A 16334-nucleotide genomic window follows, 5' to 3' on the forward strand; every position below is an offset into this window, starting at 1 on the left:
TCGATTGGATGAACACCACAACACCGCCCACACCCGAGATGAGTCCCGACGACTTGGAAGGCAAATCCTCCCAGCTGGGAGAAAGCCCTGCGGTCATTCCGTGAAGGTCGGGAGCATGATCCCCGCAGCGGCGTTCTCTTCGGGCGTGCCCAGCCGGTAGCCGTACCGGTGCGCGGTCTCGACGAAGTGGGCGACCTCTTCCGGGGTGCGGGGCGGCGCTGTGACGGGCCGACCCACTTCACGGAAGAACCGACCCATTCGCGCCGTGGTGATGACCAGGTCCACGGCCGGCTCATCAGAGATGTTGCGATGGGCGTGGGGGACATCGCCGGGCACCCGGACGTAGTCGCCCGGGCTGGCGTCCTGCCATTGCAAGCCGTCCGGACCGCTGAGAAGAACCTGATGACCGCCCGAGACGATATAGAAATCCTCGAAGTCATCGTGGCTGTGCAACGGCACGGTCACGCCGGGTGGGATGACCGCGCGCATCACGCAGATCTGATTGAGCTCGTCTTCGGCGAACGTCAGGAACTCGACGTGGGGCCCGAGCACCTCGAGTGCTTCCAGGCCGGTGTTCACCGCCAGCGCCGTGATCACGCTGCTGATGTCGTGTGGTGGTGCCATTTCGTTGCCTTTCTTCGGTTCTCATTCATAGAACGCGCGACGGAGCTCCTGGATTGCCTGGCTGATCGCGGCTGTCGCCGCCGCAGTCCGACGCAGTGGGTTGAGCAGCATGAAGTCGTGGAACGTGCTGGCGTAGCGGACACAGGTACAACGCACACCGGCGGTGACGAGCCTGCGGGCGTATTCCTCACCCTCGTCGCGCAGGACGTCGTATTCGTCGACGATGACAAGAGCTTCGGGCAGGCCCGTGAGTTGGTCGTAGGTGGCGCGCAGCGGTGATGCGGTGATGTCGCGACGCATATCGATGTCGGGCAGATAGCAGTCCCAGAACCAGGCCATGGCCCTCGCGGTCAGGTGCGGGCCGTCGGCGAACTCGAAATAGCTGCCGGTGTTCTGCGCGGCATCGGTGACCGGATAATACAACGACTGATGGATGAAGCTGACGTCGCCACGCCGCTTCGCGAGCAATGCGAGAACTGCCGCCATGTTGCCGCCGGCCGAATCACCCGCTACCGCAAGTCGAGTCGGGTCCAGTGACCATGCGCCACCGTTGCGCAGAAGCCACCGCGCGGTCGCGTATGCCTGTTCGAGCGCCACGGGGTAGCGGGCCTCGGGCGCACGGTCATAATCGACGAACGCAATCGCCGCGGGCACCCCGACGGCGAGTTCACGCACCAGCCGGTCGTGCGTCCCGGCATTGCCGAGCACCCACCCTCCGCCGTGCAGATACAACACCACCGGCAGAAGGCGTGTCCAGCCAACGGGCTTGACGATGCGGGTGCGGACCGTGACCCCGTCCATCACCACGGCGACCCACGTGCTGTCCACTGCGGGTTTCGTGACCGGGCCGCCCTGAATGGCTTCGAGCATCGTGCGGGCCCGGCTCGGGCTCATCTCGTAGACGAACGGCGGGCGGGCCGCCGCATCGGCGAATTCCTGGGCGGCAGGTTCGAGGGAAAACTCCCTCACGCGGGCTCCTTCGCGAGCTCCGTCGGTGGCGGTGTCAGACCTCTTTCGCAGGCGACCGCGGCAAGGGCGGTCCGCAGCCGCCGTCGTCCCCGGTGCAGTCGTGACATCACCGCACTCAGAGAGCTGTCCGTGAGGTCCGCGATCTCCTTGTAGGAGAGGCCCTCCACGTCGGCATAGTAGACGGCCGTGCGGCACTCTTCACGCAATGTCAACAGAGCGCATTTGATGGCCTCCTCGGGAAAGGTCTCCAGCGCAGTCACTTCCGCTGACCGGAGGCTGTGCCGTGCGTGTGCAGCCACTTTCTCTTCGCCGAAGTCGCCCACCAGGACCTCGGCGGGACGGCGTTGTTTCCTGCGGTGCAAAGTGATCCAGGTGTTGTGCATGATTCGGTACATCCAGGCATTGAGGTTTGTCCCCTCGCGGAAGGACTCGAAGCCGGCGTACGCGCGCAGCAGGGTTTCCTGCACCAGGTCCTCGGCATCCTGCTTGTTGCCCGTGAGTCGCATCGCCACCCCGGACAGTCGGTCGATCAGGGGAGCCGCCTCCCGAGCGAACCGCTCGGCGAGTTCGGTCTTGGAGGCTGGGCCTCGCGGGCCCATCTGGGTACGGGCGCGGTAGCGCAACATGTCGGGATGGCGGCTTTCGCTATTCGGGCCAGCCGTTGTTCAGGATGATCTCGACGAAGTCGCCGCGGACGAAGGACTCGTCGTAGTGTGCGAGCACGTCGGCGTTCATGGTGCCGAAGGTCGTGTCGGGTCGGTTCCTCATACCGTCGGCGAATGCCTGCAGAATGCGGCGCTTGAAGTCGGGGCGTGGGTGCGCTGCCGTCACGGCTGCGATCGCTTCTGGCGCAAGGGCATCGCGGTCGATTCCCAGGACGTCTGTTTCCACGCCTGCGGTGACGAGTGCGATTTCGGGCTCGAGGAACTCCGGCACGCCCGGTGTCGTGTGCAGGGCGATACCGAGCCACACCTGGCGGACCCGGGCTTCGTCGATGCCGTGTTGCCGCAGGAAATCGCGTGCGGCATTGGCGCCGTCGACCTCGAAGCGCAGTGTCGACGACCTGCTGTAGCGCGACGTCAGGCCGAGATCGTGAAACATGGCTGCGGCGTACAGCAACTCGGGATCCGGGGTGAGCCCGCGCCGTCTGCCCTGCAAGGCGCCGAAGTAGAAGACGCGCCGGGAATGGTCGAACAACAACTCGTCCAACGCGTCCCGCGCGAATTCGGTGATGTCACGCACGAGTGGGCTGTCAGGGAGGGGTATATCTGCGACGATGTCGGGTGAGGGAGCAGTCATGGCTCTCAGGATCCGTCGGACCGAACGGCATTCGCATCAGCCAGTGCCTAGTCATCCTGCCCAGCCCCGGTCAGGGCAGGACGTACTCGAGCTGGTTGCGGGAGGTGATGTCGAGTTTGTTGAAGATCTTGCGCAGGTGGTACTGGACGGTCTTGGTGCTGATGAACAGGCGGGTCCCGATCTCGGGGTTCGACAGTCCATCGCGGGCCAGCCGGGCGATCTGGGTTTCCTGCGCGGTCAACTCTTTGATACTCGTCGGCACTGACCGCTTGCGCGCCGTCTCGCCCGTGGCGAGCAGCTCGCGTCGCGCCCGGTCCGCAAACGCGGTCATTCCCATGGACTCCAGCATCTGGTGGGCCGTGCGCAACTGCTCGCGCGCGTCGGCGCGACGGCGTTCGCGGCGTAGCCACTCGCCGTAAACGAGGTGCGCGCGGGCGAGTTCGGTCTTCATGCGGCTGTCCGTCACTCGGCTGATCGCCTCTTGGTATCGGCTCTCCGCCGCTGCGCCCCGGGCCGACAGCGCTTGGGAGCGCGCTTCGATCCCGAGCGCCCAGTCGGTCGCGCTGGCCGACGTCATCTCCGTGATCCACTCGGTGGCCGCGGCTGCCGTATCGGTCATCTCGCTGCGGGCGGCCGCCTCGATGAGTTCTGCGGCGGCCCAGTTCGCGACCCCCGGATAGCGGACGTCGGGATACTGCTGGAGGTCGAGCGCCTCCCTGGCTGCGGCCATCGCTTCGGGGTAATTGCCGAGCCCGTTGTGCAGGACGGCCCTGGTCCACTCGGCGACCGCGAGCCCGATGCCTTCCCCGCGTTGTGGTACCTCCCGGGTGGTGGCCTCGATGAGCGCGGTCGTTTCGGCGAGCCGGCCGCGTATCGCGGCGAGGTGCATGGCGGCGTAAGGCGCGAGGTTGCTTCCGGTCGCTTCCGTGACAGCCGATTGTTCATCGATCAGGGTGGCCGCGGTGGTGAGGTCGCCGGCGAAGAGCAGCATCATGGCGCGCGTGCTCAACGCGAGAGGCAGCTCGCTCAGTGCCCCTACCTTGCGTGTGAGCGTGAGGTAGCGGCTCGACAGCGCGTCCCAGTGCTCGTCGTCCCAAAGGTGCAGGGCGGCTTCGTTGATGAGCCACATCCAGCGCAGCTGTTCCGGCGCCGACATGTCACGGCCGAAGTCGGTCAGTGCGGCCCGCAGGTGGGGAACCGCCGCGCCATATCCAGAGACGAAGTTCTCGACCAGGCCGTCGAGGAGCAGATCCGGCGCCCGTGGTGCCTGCTGCGGCGGCGGAGCGCTGGATGCTGCCCGGGCCACCTCGAGTACGCCGCCTCCGGGGCTGGCCAGCCTGCCGGCGAACGCCGCGGCAGAGATGGCGTTCAGGTAGGTCTCCCTGGCGAGGGTGACGTCGATCGGCTCGAATCGCCGCGCGGCCGTCACCAGCAGCAGCGGAGCGTCGCCGCCCCTGTTCGTGGCGAAAGCCAGCTGGGCGCGCAGCAGGTCGATGCGGGCGTACTGGAGTTCGTCCTTCGGTCCCGTCCCGGCCACGGCCAGCAGGCTTTCCGCCGCGTCGAAAGCACCCGCCTCGAACTTGGCGTGTGCGGCAGACAACGCACGTCGGGCGCGCCCGGCCGGATCCAGCGTCAGCATCGCGGCGCGGTCTAGGAATGCCGCTGCGGCCGCCAGCCCGCCCCTGGTCATCGCGTGTTCTGCAGCGTTCTCCAACTGCCCGGCGATGTCGTCGTCCGGGCCGGGAGCAGCCTCGGCCCGATGCCAGACACGACGGTCAGGATCGAGTATCGGGTCGGTGGCCTCCGCCAGTGCCAGGTGAGCGGCCTGGCGCTGTGCCGCCGACGCCGACCAGTAGGTCGCTGAACGAACCAGTGGATGACGGAACCGCACCTGGGTGCCGATCTCCGCGAGCCCCGCATCGGTGGCATCGACCGCAGCCGCCCGCTGGATTCCGAGCCGATCGGCGGCGCGCCAGACCAGTGCCGCATCTCCGGTCGGGTCGGCCGCTGCGATGAGCAGTAGCCGTCGGGTCTGTTCCGGCAGCGCGGCGTCGCGACGCCGGAAGCTCTCCTCGAGGGCACCGGTCAGCGGGGCGGCGCCCGGCGGACCGAAGCCGCCGGCCTGCGCGGAGGTTGCCAGACCGTGCGACAGTTCCAACAACGCCAACGGGTTTCCGCGCGTCTCGGCGACGATCTGATCGCGTACCCGGGTGTCCAGTGGACCCGGCAGTACCGATTCCAGAAGTGCCCGGGCGTCCGCCTCCGGCAGTTCCTTGATCTCCACTTCCGGAAGGCCGGCCAGTTCGATACCGGGAGTTCGGCTTCCGAACACCATGCCGACCGATTCCTCACCGAGCCGGCGGCCGACGAAGGCGAGAATCTGTGCCGACGGATGATCCAGCCATTGGTGGTCATCGATCACACAGAGCAGCGGACGTTGTTCAGCGGCGTCCGACAACAGACCCAGGATCGACAGACCGAGCAGAAATTGATCGGGCACGGGCCCCGAACTCACGCCGAACACGGTCTCCAGCGCCTCGCGCTGTGGCTGGGGAAGCCGCCCGAGCCGGCCCAACATCGACCCGCACAACTGGTGTAGCCCGGCGAACGGCAACTCCATCTCCGACTGCACCCCGGCGGCGTAGGCGATTCTGAGGTCAGCCGCTTGCGCGGCCAGGTAATCGAGCAATGCCGTCTTGCCGACCCCGGCCTCGCCATGGATTACCAGGGCGCGACTCTGACCTGCGCGCAGTGCGCTCACCAACCGGTCGAGTAGGTCCCGCTCCGCGTGCCGGCCGGTGAGTTTGGGCGCAGTGCGCCTTCCCAGCGGTGCCGACACACGACGACGTTATACCGACGGGGAGCGCGCAGCGCAGCGAAGGCGTCGCTGTCAATGTGACGGTGGGGTCAACCCATACCGCGACACAATGTCGTCGAGCCAATCCGGGTTGCCGTAAGTGAGGCCGTACTTGTCCGCGAGCTCGGTGAACTCGGGGGATTCGTGCAGCGGTGGGCCGGTTGGCTGACCGTCGGCCATCGACGTGAGCAACTCGCTCAACTCGTGGAAATAGTTCTCGAATCCGCCTCCCGGAGTGATCACTTCGACGATGCGTCCCGGTTCGCTGCCCGCATTCCACATGGCATGCATCTGGCCGCGCGGTTTGGTGATGTAGCCGCCGGGGCCCAGGACGACCTCGCTGTCGTCGGATCGGAAACCGATCTCACCGGCGAGCACGATCGAATGTTCGTCCTCGCGGGTATGTCGGTGCGCCGCCGTGATCAGCCCGACTTCGAAGGGATGCTCGACGATGGCGACCAGGCCGCCGGTGGTGCGGCTGGTGAGTTTGAAGACCGCTCCGAACCCGGCCATGGCGACGCTGTCGCCCTCTCCCGGATGCACCACCGTCACCACGGCGCCAGGTGTGATCGTCATGAGTTACTCCTTCCTCGTACTGAGCTGCCGCCATGATGAACGCGAAAAGTTCGACGATTGGTGGCAGTGCTGCCCGTGCAGGCCATAAACTCACGCCGAACAGGTGAGGTGTGGTGGGTCCGCGTGGCGAATGACGACGCGCTACGGCGTTTGCGGGGCCGGAGCGAAGAATGCGCGGCCCTGGACCGCCTGGTCGCCACGGTTCGGTCGGGCCGAAGCCAGGTGCTGGTCCTGCGCGGTGAAGCCGGTGTCGGCAAGACTGCCCTGCTGCTGTACGTCGCACAGAGTGCGCCCGGTTTCCGTGTCGTGCGGGCGGTAGGCGTCGAATCCGAGATGGAGCTTGCGTTCGCCGGGCTGCACCAGCTCTGCGCGCCGCTGCTGGACGGCCGTGACGCGCTGCCCCATCCGCAACGCGATGCGCTGAATGTTGCGTTCGGCCTGTGTGCCGGGAGTGCTCCGGATCGCTTCGTGGTCGGGTTGGCGGTGTTGAACCTGATGGCTGCCGCTGCCCGGGAGCAACCACTGTTGTGCCTGATCGACGACGTGCAATGGCTGGACCGTGTCTCGGCGCAGACCCTCGCGTTCGTCGCCCGCCGGCTGCTGGCCGAGTCGGTGGCCGTGATCTTCGCCGTCCGTGACGGCGGCAACCAGGAATTGGACGGGCTGAGCGAGCTGCCGGTGGCGGGATTGCGGCGGGGGGCTGCGCGCGCACTGCTCGATTCGGTGATCCCGGGCCTGCTCGACGAGCGGGTTCGTGATCGCATCGTGGCCGAGACCCGTGGCAATCCGTTGGCGTTGCTCGAACTTCCCAAGGATCTGACGGCGGCGGAGCTGGCAGGTGGATATGGACTCCCTGACGCGCGCCCGTTGGACGGACAGATCGAGGAGTCTTTTCTGCGGCGCGTCAAGGCCCTTCCGATGCAGACTCAGCGCTTGCTGTTCGCGGCGGCGGCCGAGACGGTCGGTGATACGTCGCTGTTGATGCGTGCCACAGAACGGCTTGGAATCCCGGACGACGCGATCACGCCGGCTGAAGCGGAGGGGCTGATCGACGTCGGCGCCCGGGTGCGGTTCCGTCACCCGCTCGTGCGATCAGCGGCCTACCGCGCCGCTGATCTGGTGCAGCGCAGGGAGGTTCATGACGCATTGGCCGCGGTCACCGATCCCGACACCGATCCGGACCGCCGGGCGTGGCATCGCGCCAATGCCGCCGCCGGACCAGATGAAGTCGTTGCCGCCGAACTTGAGCGCTCGGCCGGCAGAGCTCAGGCCAGAGGCGGAATCGCCGCTGCTGCAGCCTTTCTGCAACGCGCAACGGAGCTGACGTCGGATCCGGTCCGCCGCGGTGCCCGCGCGCTGGCCGCCGCACAAGCCAAGCGCGAGGCGGCGGCTCTCGACGGCGCGTACGACCTGCTCGAGATCGCCGAGACTGCGCCCCTGGACGACCTGCAACGGGCACGACTGGCGCGGTTGCGTGCCCAGATCGTGTTCGCCAGGAGTCACGGCGGCGGTGACGTGTCGATGACCGTGTCCGAAACTGCCGCCGGGCTTCTCCGCGCCGCCAAGGGATTGGAGACGCTCGACGATGAGTTGGCGCGCGAAACCTATCTCGAAGCAATGGGCGCGGCCATGCACGGTGGTCGGCTGTGTCCGTTGGGCGGCGCGGTCGAGGTGGCCAGGCCCGCCCGCATGGCACCGCCGGGACCGCAACCGGCGCGACCGATCGACCTTCTACTCGATGGCCTGTCGATGCGGGTCACCACCGGTGCAGCGGCAAGCCAGGCGACGCTGCGCCGGGCGCTGGCGCTGACCCGCAGCGAGCTCGAGCAGGGCGGGGCCGATGTCATGCGGTGGCTGTGGCTGGCGTTCCCGGTGGCGCAGGAATCGGCCGTCCACGAGTTGTGGGACGACGAAATGTGGCATCAACTCGCCACCCATGCGGTGCGACTGGCCCGCGACGCAGGAGCGTTGGCGATCCTTCCTGTCGCGCTGGTCTACCGCGCGGGTGTGCACGTACAGGCCGGCGAGCTGGCCGCGGCAGGCGAGTTGATCGAGGAGGCCGATGCCATCGCCGCTGCGACCGGTCAGGCCCCGGGCAACTATCACGCGCTGGCGCTGGCCGCATGGCGCGGCGACAAGTCCGAGGCGACGAGATTGATCGACGCCGCGGCTGCCGACGCAACCGCTCGCGGCGACGGTCGGTTACTCAGCTTGACCAGCTACGCGAGTGCGCTACTCAACAACGGGCTGGGCCGCCACGACCTGGCGTTGACGGCAGCGGAACAGGCGTGCAGCCACGAGGATCTGGGCCTGTTCGGTTGGTGCCTGGTCGAGTACATCGAGGCGGCGGTGCGCTGCGGTGAGACGGCCACCGCGCTGAAGGCGCTTGCCCTACTCGAAGAGCGGACCACACCGAGTGAAACAGATTGGGCGCGCGGGATGGTGGCGCGCTCACGAGCCCTGCTCGCCGAGGACGAGGTGGCCGAGGAACTGTACCGGGAAGCGATCGACAGACTGGGAGGTACCCGGATAGCCGTGCATCACGCCCGCGCATGCCTGCTGTACGGGGAGTGGTTGCGCCACTGCGGCCGTCGCACCGATGCCCGCGCCCAACTGCACACCGCGTATGAGTCCTTTGTGCAGCTGGGAGCGCGGGCCTTCGCTGAGCGCGCCCGCCGCGAGCTCGCCTCGGCCGGTGAGAAGGTGCGCAAACGCACCGCAGCCTCCGACGTCCGGCTGACGGTCCAAGAGGCGCAGATCGCCCGGCTCGCCGGCGAGGGACTGACGAATGCGGAGATCGCCGCGCAGCTGTTCATCAGCACCCACACGGTCGACTGGCATCTTCGAAAAGTCTTCGCCAAGTTGGGTATCGCCTCACGGCGACAACTGCGCGGCACGACCATCCCGCCCGGGACGTCAGACCGATCCGGACCGGCGGGAGCCGGTCAACTCACGTAGCGGTGCACCGTTTCCGGGTGAATGACGACGCGGACCCAATCCTCGGTCAGGATCTCGGCGAGGGCGTCGGCTCGGGCTGAATTGTCGAGGTCCCAATAGCGAGCAGCGAGGCGGGCCGCCAACTCGTGCCCTCCGTCGGGCTCCACAGCGGCGCGGCCGGCGACCGCGACCCAGCGCTCACGTTCACCCACCGGAGCGGCGACCACGATCGAGGCCCGTGGGTCGTGACGTAACCGCCGTACCCGCACAGTGTCCGGGCCCGTGAACAATTGGATCGTGCCTTCGGCAGTGAGCTCGAACCACACCGGCCGGGGTTGGGGCGGCAGCGGCCCTCCGGCCACAGTGAGAAATCCGTGCAGGGGTCGTCGGAGGAATTCGAGGTCTTCGTGGGCGAGCGAACCCAGCGGAGAATCCTGGGCAGCCTGCAAAGCGGCGTCGGTGCTCATCGCTGCCAGGCTCCGGCCGCCGCGGCGCGCACGACGTAGTCCTCGAAGGTTCGGGGCGCTCTCTCCAGCACGGTGGTGACTCCGTCGGTGGTCGCCGTGAGCAGGCCGCGTTCCATCAGCACGAACATCGCGGCGAGGTGGTCGGCGGCGTCCTCGCCCACGCCGTCCTCGACCAGCGCCGCGGTGTACTCGGCGGGAGAGATCTGCTTGTAGGAAATCGGCAGTCCCGATGCCCGGGAGATAAGCTCAACGGCCTCGCCGAATGTGATCGCGCGCGGCCCGGTCAGCTCGTAAATCTGTTCGATATGCCGGCCGGGCTCGGTCAACACCGCGGCAGCCACGTCGGCCACGTCCTCGATGTCGATGAACGGCTCGGGGACCTCGCCTGCAGGCAGCGCCAGCAGGCCGTCCGCGAGCGGAGCGCGGAACAGGTCCTCGTCGAAGTTCTGGTCAAAGTTGTTCGGCCGCAGAATGGTCCACTCCAGTGCCGAGCCGCGCACAGCCTCCTCGGCATCCCGCATGTCGAGTCCGAACGTGGAATCGCCCCAGGTGTCGGCGCCGCGTCCGGAGAGCAGGACCAGACGCCGCACGCCGGCGGCCTCTGCGCGGGCCACGAACTCGTGCGCGGGGCCCGGGGTGGGCGGTGCCACGATGTAGGCGGTGGCGATTCCCTTCAGGGCGCCGTCCCAATTCGCGGGATCGGACCAGTCGAATGGAGTCGGGCTCGATCTGGAGGCCGTACGTACGGGCGTCCCGTGCAGGCGCAGTCGCGCGGCGACCCGCCGGCCGGTCTTTCCGGTTGCGCCGAGGACAAGGGTGGGTTCGTTGCTCATGACACCGATTGAACCGGGCCGGATCGGACAGTTCCATAGGTGAGAGCCCAGAATGCCTGTCTATTCGTCTAACCTCGGTGGGATGGATGTGTTTGGCGACCTGTTCCGTGGGGTCCGGGCCCACGGCTCGTTGTTCGGCAGTACCACCCTTACCGCGCCCTGGTCGCTGCACTTCGTGGACGGCGCCCCGCTGACCCTGTGCACCGTGCTGACCGGCGCGGGCTGGATCGTGGCCGACGGCTGTGAGCCTGAGCCGCTCCGGGCTTACGAGACGGTCGTGGTGCGGGGGCCCGCCACTTTCACGTTCGTCGACGACGTCGACACCGCGGCGGAGCCGATTGCCTGCGGTGAATTCTGCGCGACCCCCGAGCAGGGCGGAACCCGGTATCGGCTCGGGTGGAACGATTGCGGCGACAACAGCGACGGGGCAACCACCCTGATCGTCGGCGCCTATCCGGTGCGCGGCGAGATCAGCCGCCGGTTGCTCGACGCGCTACCTGTCGTGTTGCGGGTGGGCGCCGGGGGCACCGGCGACGCCGTCGTGGACCATCTGGCCGCCGAGGTCGCCGTCGACGTTCCGGGTCAGCAGATCGTGCTCGACCGGCTGTTGGACTGGATGCTGGTGTGCACGCTGCGTGAGTGGTTCGACCGGCCCGACGGTGAGCCGCCGGCATGGTGGGCCGCCCAGCGCGATCCGGTGGTCGGTGACGCGCTGCGCCTGATGCATGCCGATCCGGCCGCGCCGTGGACGGTCTCGTCACTGGCGGACCGGGTGGGGGTGTCGCGGTCAACGCTGGCCAAGCGGTTCGCCGGCCTGGTCGGTGAACCGCCGCTGACGTATCTCACCCGCTGGCGGATGACTCTTGCGGCGGATCTGCTTGTCGAGCAGGATGCTGCGACTGTCGCGGAAGCTGCTCGCGCTGTGGGCTATTCAGACCCCTTCGGTTTCAGCGCGGCGTTCAAACGGGTTCGAGGTGTCAACCCGAGTGACTATCGGCGCCTCGCGACGATAGCGACGTTCAGCGGTATCCGAGGAGCTCCGGGCGGCAGAGTCCACCCCTGCGCGCAGGCGACGAGGTCGGAGAACGCCGGCCAGTCCATGTAGGGGAGTTCGGCGAGCGCTTCGATGCGCAGTCCCGCGCGCAGGAGTGCGGTGACGATCTCGGCCAGGTCGTGTCGCCACTCATGGTGGTGGACGTGGGATATCTGCCCATCTGAGCCCGGGGTGTAGCTGCCTGAATCCGCGTAGCTTCGGGTGCCGCCGCCACTGAGGTAGTCGTCGCTGACGTCCCAGGGTTCGAACCCCATCGCCCCGAGGATCGGATGGTCGTCACGAAGAAGGAAAACCCCGCCCGGCTCGAGCAGGTCGTGAATCGACTGTGCCCAGTTGACCAGTTCGGGCAGCCACACGATGGTGCCTGCGCTGGTGACGATGATCTCGAAGCGCCGACGGATGAGGGTCGAGGCGAACCGGGCGTCGCCCTCTACCCAGGTGATGGCGCGGCCGTCGGCCTCGGCAATGCGTGCCGCGTGGCGCAGGGAGTTCGGCGAGAGGTCCAGGCCGTGAACATCGGCCGCACCGAGTCGTGCCCATGAGATCGTGTCGGTGCCGATGTGGCATTGAAGGTGCAGCAGTGAACGGTCTTTCACCCCGGCTTCGGGTAGATGCGGTGCGAGTACCGAGAGATCATTCTCGACAACTTGGGAGATGTCGGACGGATCGGCCAGAAAGCCCGGCACGTCATACATTTCGGATCGCGCGTGCACGTCGGCGCGGTCGTCCCAGTTCGACCGATTGGCGGCCAGCGCCTCTGCCTCGTGCATGATCTGTTCCTTTCGTGTCCCTACCGCACCTTTGTATCACACAGGTGATAAAAAGATGACGTGCCCAAACAGGTTGATGCGGAGGAGCGTCGTGGCCACATCGTCGAGGCAGCGCTGCGTCTGGTCGTTGCCGAAGGCCTGGCGGCGGTGACGTTCCGCAAGGTCGCGGCCGAGGCAGCCTTGAACATCGGATCGGTCCGCCACTATTTTGCCGACCACGAGTCGCTGGTGGTCGCCGCGGTGACTGAGGCAGGGGATCGGATGGGCCGCAGGCTGACTCGTGATCCGGCGCCGGGCGGTTCCGATCCCGACGCAGCCAGAGCGCACCTGCTCGCGGTACTCGAGGCCGTGGTTCCCCTCGACGCCGACAGCCGGGATGAGGCGATCGTGCTGATGGAGGTGATTGCGGCCTCGCGCACGAATCCGGCGTTCAGTGCGGTGGTCGAACAGATGGCAGAAGATCTGCACACCGTTCTGGTGGCGGCAGTCAGTGCGGTCGGCGTGCCCTGCCCGTCGCAGGAGGCGGTTCGGCTGGCGGCGTTGATCTCCGGGTTGTCGCTGGATGCCGTGACACCACATGGACGACGCGACGCGGCGACGATACGGGCGGTTCTCGGTAGCCACGTCGCCACGCTCTGACCGGTGCGTCGGCCAGTACCCGTCACACCCGCGGTGAGAGGCCGGACAGGGCAGGCGGCAGTGGGCCCAGATGCAGGACGCCGAGGCGTTGGGTGGCGCGGGTGAGGGCGACGTAGAGTTCGGCGGCCCCGCGCGGGCCCTCGGCCATGATCCGCTGTGGTTCCACCACCAGGACGGCGTCGAACTCGAGCCCCTTGGTCCCGGATGCGGGCACGGTGCCAGGCATGCCTGCCGGCCCTATCACCACGCTGGTGCCTTCGCGATCCGCCTCATCCTGCACGAATTCCTCGATGGCAGCTGGCAACTCGTCCTCGGTGACCCGCCGCGACCATGGCTGGACACCGCACACGCGCACTGATTCCGGTGGCTGGACCCCGGGTGTGAACTCGGCGAGCAGCGCGGCGGCCACGGTCATGATCTCCGCCGGGGTGCGGTAGTTCACCGACAGCGGCCGGTACACCCACCGGTTGGGCACATACGGCTTGAGCATCGCATCCCACGATGTCGCCCCGGCAGGGGAGCGGCGTTGGGCGAGGTCACCGACCACCGTGAACGACCGGATCGGGCAGCGCCGCATCAACACCCGCCAGTCCATCTCCGAGAGTTCCTGCGCCTCGTCGACGACGACATGCCGGTAGGTCCAATCCCGTTCCGCGGCAGCGCGTTCGGCGAGATCCCGGTGATCACGTTCGTGAAACCGCTCGGCCAGGTCCTCGGCGTCGATCATGTCCTGGGCGAGCAGGCGGTCCTCGTCGTCCATCAGATCTTCGCGGGCCACCATGAGGTCCAGTACACCCGCGGCGTACGCCGCTTCTTCTTTCCGTGCCTGTTCGGCTGCCTTTTCCCCGGAATCGTCAGCGCCGAGCAAGTCGACCAGCTCATCGAGCAACGGCACGTCCGACACTGTCCAGGCATCCCCGTCGGCCCGCCACAGATCGTTGTCGACGCCCGCTGCGGTGAGCCGTTCGGTAGAGGTGTACAGCTGGGCGAGCAGGGTTTCCGGTGTCAGGATCGGCCACAGCCCGTCGACCGCGGCGGCGAACCCTTCATGGTCGTCGAGTTCGTCGAGCAACTCGGCCCGCAGGTGCTCCCAGGCATTCCGGTCTTCGCGGGTCAGCCATCCCCGGCCGATGCGGGCGATCGCCCGTTCGGTGAGCGCCCAGGTGAGGACATCGGTGAATACCGCGCGGGCCTTGTTGTGCGGCAGTCCGCTGGCCCGGGCCTCTTCGCGCGCCCACTGCGCGATCTCGGCGTCGATCTTCAACGTGACGTCAGCGAGCTTGATCAGCAGCGGATCCTCGGGCACCCGTTGCCGATCCGCGATCGCTGCGGCGAGCACGTCCAACATCTTCAGAGAACCCTTGATCCGCACGGCCTCCGGTGTGTCCTCGGCGGTGACGTGTAGACCGGGCACCAGGTCGCCCACGGTCATGAACACCACGTCGGATTCCCCCAACGACGGCAGCACTCGAGCGACATGGCTGAGGAACGCGGGGCTTGGCCCGACGACAAGCACGCCATGGCGTTCGATGCGTTTGCGTTGGGTGTAGAGCAGGTAGGCGACCCGGTGCAGCGCGACCACGGTCTTGCCGGTGCCGGGCCCACCCTCGATCACCAACACCCCGGGGTGTTCGAGCCGGATGATCTGGTCCTGTTCGGCCTGGATCGTCGCGACGATGTCCCGCATCCCCTCGCCACGGGGTGCGTTGACCGCCGCGAGCAGGGCTGCGTCGCCTCGATCACCATCGCTGGGCCTGCCGAGGACCTCGTCCGTGAAATCGGTCACCCGCCGTCCACGGGTGTGGAACTGGCGGCGCCGACGCATGTTCTCCGGGTTTGCGCCCGTCGCGGTGTAGAACGCCCGAGCCAACGGCGCCCGCCAATCGAGCAACAACGACTCATAGTCGTTCTCGCGGTCGAGAATGCCGATCCGGCCGATGTACAACCGGTCGTCGTCGATGGTGTCCAACCGACCGAAACACAGCCCGCTGTCGGCCACGTCGAGCCGCTTCATCTCTTCCGCCGTGGCATTCACCTCGGCGTCGCGGTCTACGAGTGTCCCACCGTCCTGGGCGTCGATGGGCGCCCGCAACGCGGCGTGGTACCGATCCTTCACCCTCGCCCGCTCGGCATCGAGCCGCGTGTAGAGCCGAGCGACGTAGCTCTGCTCGGAGCGCAATTCGCCGTCGTAGTCCTGCTTGGTCACATGCCCTCACTGTTGCTGATCATGTTGAGCCGCCCGGTCCCGGCCGCCCGTGCCGGCACTGCCGACAGGGACTCCAACGTGGCGCCGGGCCGTGGTGTTCCGCCGCGTGCGAGCGCTATTCGACAGGATACGGGCCGTCGGCGAAGCTCACCGGGTGGTATCCTTTCGAGCCCACGGATTGCGTTAGTGGACTGCGGTATTCGTCGCCTTGTTCGAGTCGGTCGATCAGCGCCGCGAACGTGTGACGCGGCTGCCAGCCCAGTGCTTCCCTGGCACGGTCGTTCACATAGACCCGGTCGATCGTGGGAAACATGGTCCAGCCACGCCGTTGGTATTCCCTCACATACCGAGGCACGTGGCGTTCGACGACCGCCGCTGCGTCACGCCGGAGCGCGGACAGATCCGACCGGGTGAAGGGCGAGGTCGCACTGATGATGTAGCGGCCGAACCCGACGTCGGACGCCCGTTCGGCCGCACGCAGGTGCGCATCGACGACATCTTCGAGATCGACTCGGCGGTAGAGGAATTCGTTGACCTTGGCGTTCGCGTCGGCGTAACCGTCGCGAATATCCTTGCTGTCGTCCTCCTCGGGGAAGAACCGCGATGTCCGCAACACGATGCAGGGTAGGCCCCGGCCGCGTGCGAACAGCTCGCACAGATCTTCGGCGGTGGCCTTGGTGACGCCGTAGATGTTCTTGGGCCTGTCCGTGACATCCTCGGTGATCCAGGCCGCGGGTTCGTGCGGGGCGGGCCGCAGGGCGTCGCCGAAAGCGCTGGTCGTGCTCGTGTAGACGAATCGGGTCACCCCCGCGGAAACCGACTCCTCAAGCAGGGTGAGTGTGCCGGTGATGTTGGTGTCGACGAACTCCTGCCGAGGGTGCGTTCCGACGTGAGGTTTGTGCAAGGCCGCGGTGTGGATGACGACATCCACATTTTGCATCGCGTCGGCGACGGCCGCCGGATCGGTGACGGATCCGCGGTGGTGGGTGAAGTCCGATTCCGTGGTGTCGAAACCCACGGCTTCGTGGCCTGACCCCCGCAGGTGAAGCATCAGGGCCTCGCCCAGGTGGCCTGCGCTGCCGGTCACAAGAATCTTCATCGTC

At 67.2% G+C, this 16334-nt stretch carries 13 protein-coding genes and 1 pseudogene; 3 read left to right on the plus strand and 11 right to left on the minus strand.

The genetic code is table 11. The annotated features are described in order from the left end of the window. Positions 1 to 93: 93 nt before the first annotated feature. The 6 genes from M1247_RS01705 to M1247_RS01730 all read right to left on the minus strand — a co-directional run bounded on the left by M1247_RS01705 (position 94) and on the right by M1247_RS01730 (position 6325). Positions 94 to 624 carry a cupin domain-containing protein gene (locus tag M1247_RS01705; RefSeq protein ID WP_317154523.1) on the minus strand — a complete coding sequence of 177 codons (531 nt, stop codon included), beginning with the start codon at positions 622 to 624 and terminating at the stop codon, positions 94 to 96. A 21-nt stretch (positions 625 to 645) separates the two neighbouring features. Next, positions 646 to 1593 carry an alpha/beta hydrolase gene (locus M1247_RS01710; protein ID WP_317154524.1) on the minus strand — a complete coding sequence of 316 codons (948 nt, stop codon included), beginning with the start codon at positions 1591 to 1593 and terminating at the stop codon, positions 646 to 648. Beyond that, the gene (locus tag M1247_RS01715) at positions 1590 to 2219 is read right to left on the minus strand and encodes a sigma-70 family RNA polymerase sigma factor (protein WP_317154525.1); all 630 of its coding nucleotides are present in this window, start codon (positions 2217 to 2219) and stop codon (positions 1590 to 1592) included. The genes M1247_RS01710 and M1247_RS01715 overlap by 4 nt, the downstream gene beginning before the upstream one ends. A gap of 19 nt (positions 2220 to 2238) precedes the next feature. Further along, a complete protein-coding gene (locus M1247_RS01720; RefSeq protein WP_317154526.1) occupies positions 2239 to 2892 on the minus strand; it encodes an HD domain-containing protein in 654 nt (217 codons plus the stop codon). Between the two features lie 70 nt (positions 2893 to 2962). Next, entirely contained in the window at positions 2963 to 5731 is a 2769-nt protein-coding gene (locus M1247_RS01725) for a helix-turn-helix transcriptional regulator (protein WP_317154527.1), read from the minus strand. Positions 5732 to 5782: 51 nt separating this feature from the next. Then, the gene (locus tag M1247_RS01730; protein WP_317154528.1) at positions 5783 to 6325 is read right to left on the minus strand and encodes a cupin domain-containing protein; all 543 of its coding nucleotides are present in this window, start codon (positions 6323 to 6325) and stop codon (positions 5783 to 5785) included. 150 nt (positions 6326 to 6475) lie between these two features. On the opposite strand from M1247_RS01730, the gene M1247_RS01735 reads away from it, so the two are divergent. Beyond that, on the plus strand, positions 6476 to 9283 hold the full coding sequence (locus M1247_RS01735; RefSeq protein WP_317155001.1) for an ATP-binding protein: 2808 nt from the start codon (positions 6476 to 6478) through the stop codon (positions 9281 to 9283). Here M1247_RS01735 and M1247_RS01740 read toward each other — a convergent pair. Continuing rightward, positions 9271 to 9729: a pyridoxamine 5'-phosphate oxidase family protein gene (locus M1247_RS01740; RefSeq protein WP_317154529.1), complete on the minus strand. Its 459-nt coding sequence runs from the start codon at positions 9727 to 9729 to the stop codon at positions 9271 to 9273. The two genes, M1247_RS01735 and M1247_RS01740, sit on opposite strands and share 13 nt — an antisense overlap. After that, a complete protein-coding gene (locus tag M1247_RS01745) occupies positions 9726 to 10562 on the minus strand; it encodes an NAD(P)H-binding protein (RefSeq protein WP_317154530.1) in 837 nt (278 codons plus the stop codon). Before M1247_RS01745 ends, M1247_RS01740 begins: the two co-directional genes overlap by 4 nt. An 82-nt stretch (positions 10563 to 10644) precedes the next feature. On the opposite strand from M1247_RS01745, the pseudogene M1247_RS01750 reads away from it, so the two are divergent. Then, positions 10645 to 11562 (plus strand): annotated as a pseudogene (locus tag M1247_RS01750) (cupin domain-containing protein); the annotation flags it as partial. Here M1247_RS01750 and M1247_RS01755 read toward each other — a convergent pair. Next, a complete protein-coding gene (locus tag M1247_RS01755; RefSeq protein ID WP_317154532.1) occupies positions 11553 to 12386 on the minus strand; it encodes a class I SAM-dependent methyltransferase in 834 nt (277 codons plus the stop codon). The pseudogene M1247_RS01750 and the gene M1247_RS01755 overlap by 10 nt on opposite strands. A 60-nt stretch (positions 12387 to 12446) precedes the next feature. Here M1247_RS01755 and M1247_RS01760 point away from each other — a divergent pair, with 60 nt between their 5' ends. Next, entirely contained in the window at positions 12447 to 13025 is a 579-nt protein-coding gene (locus M1247_RS01760) for a TetR/AcrR family transcriptional regulator (protein WP_317154533.1), read from the plus strand. 22 nt (positions 13026 to 13047) lie between these two features. Here the strand turns inward: M1247_RS01760 and helR are convergent, their stop codons facing one another. Beyond that, a complete protein-coding gene (gene helR, locus M1247_RS01765) occupies positions 13048 to 15231 on the minus strand; it encodes an RNA polymerase recycling motor ATPase HelR (RefSeq protein ID WP_317154534.1) in 2184 nt (727 codons plus the stop codon). A gap of 115 nt (positions 15232 to 15346) precedes the next feature. Next, a complete protein-coding gene (locus tag M1247_RS01770; protein ID WP_317154535.1) occupies positions 15347 to 16330 on the minus strand; it encodes an NAD-dependent epimerase/dehydratase family protein in 984 nt (327 codons plus the stop codon). Between the last annotated feature and the right edge of the window lie 4 nt (positions 16331 to 16334).

This window comes from Mycobacterium appelbergii, assembly GCF_032883035.1.
GTDB classification, from domain to species: domain Bacteria; phylum Actinomycetota; class Actinomycetes; order Mycobacteriales; family Mycobacteriaceae; genus Mycobacterium; species Mycobacterium appelbergii.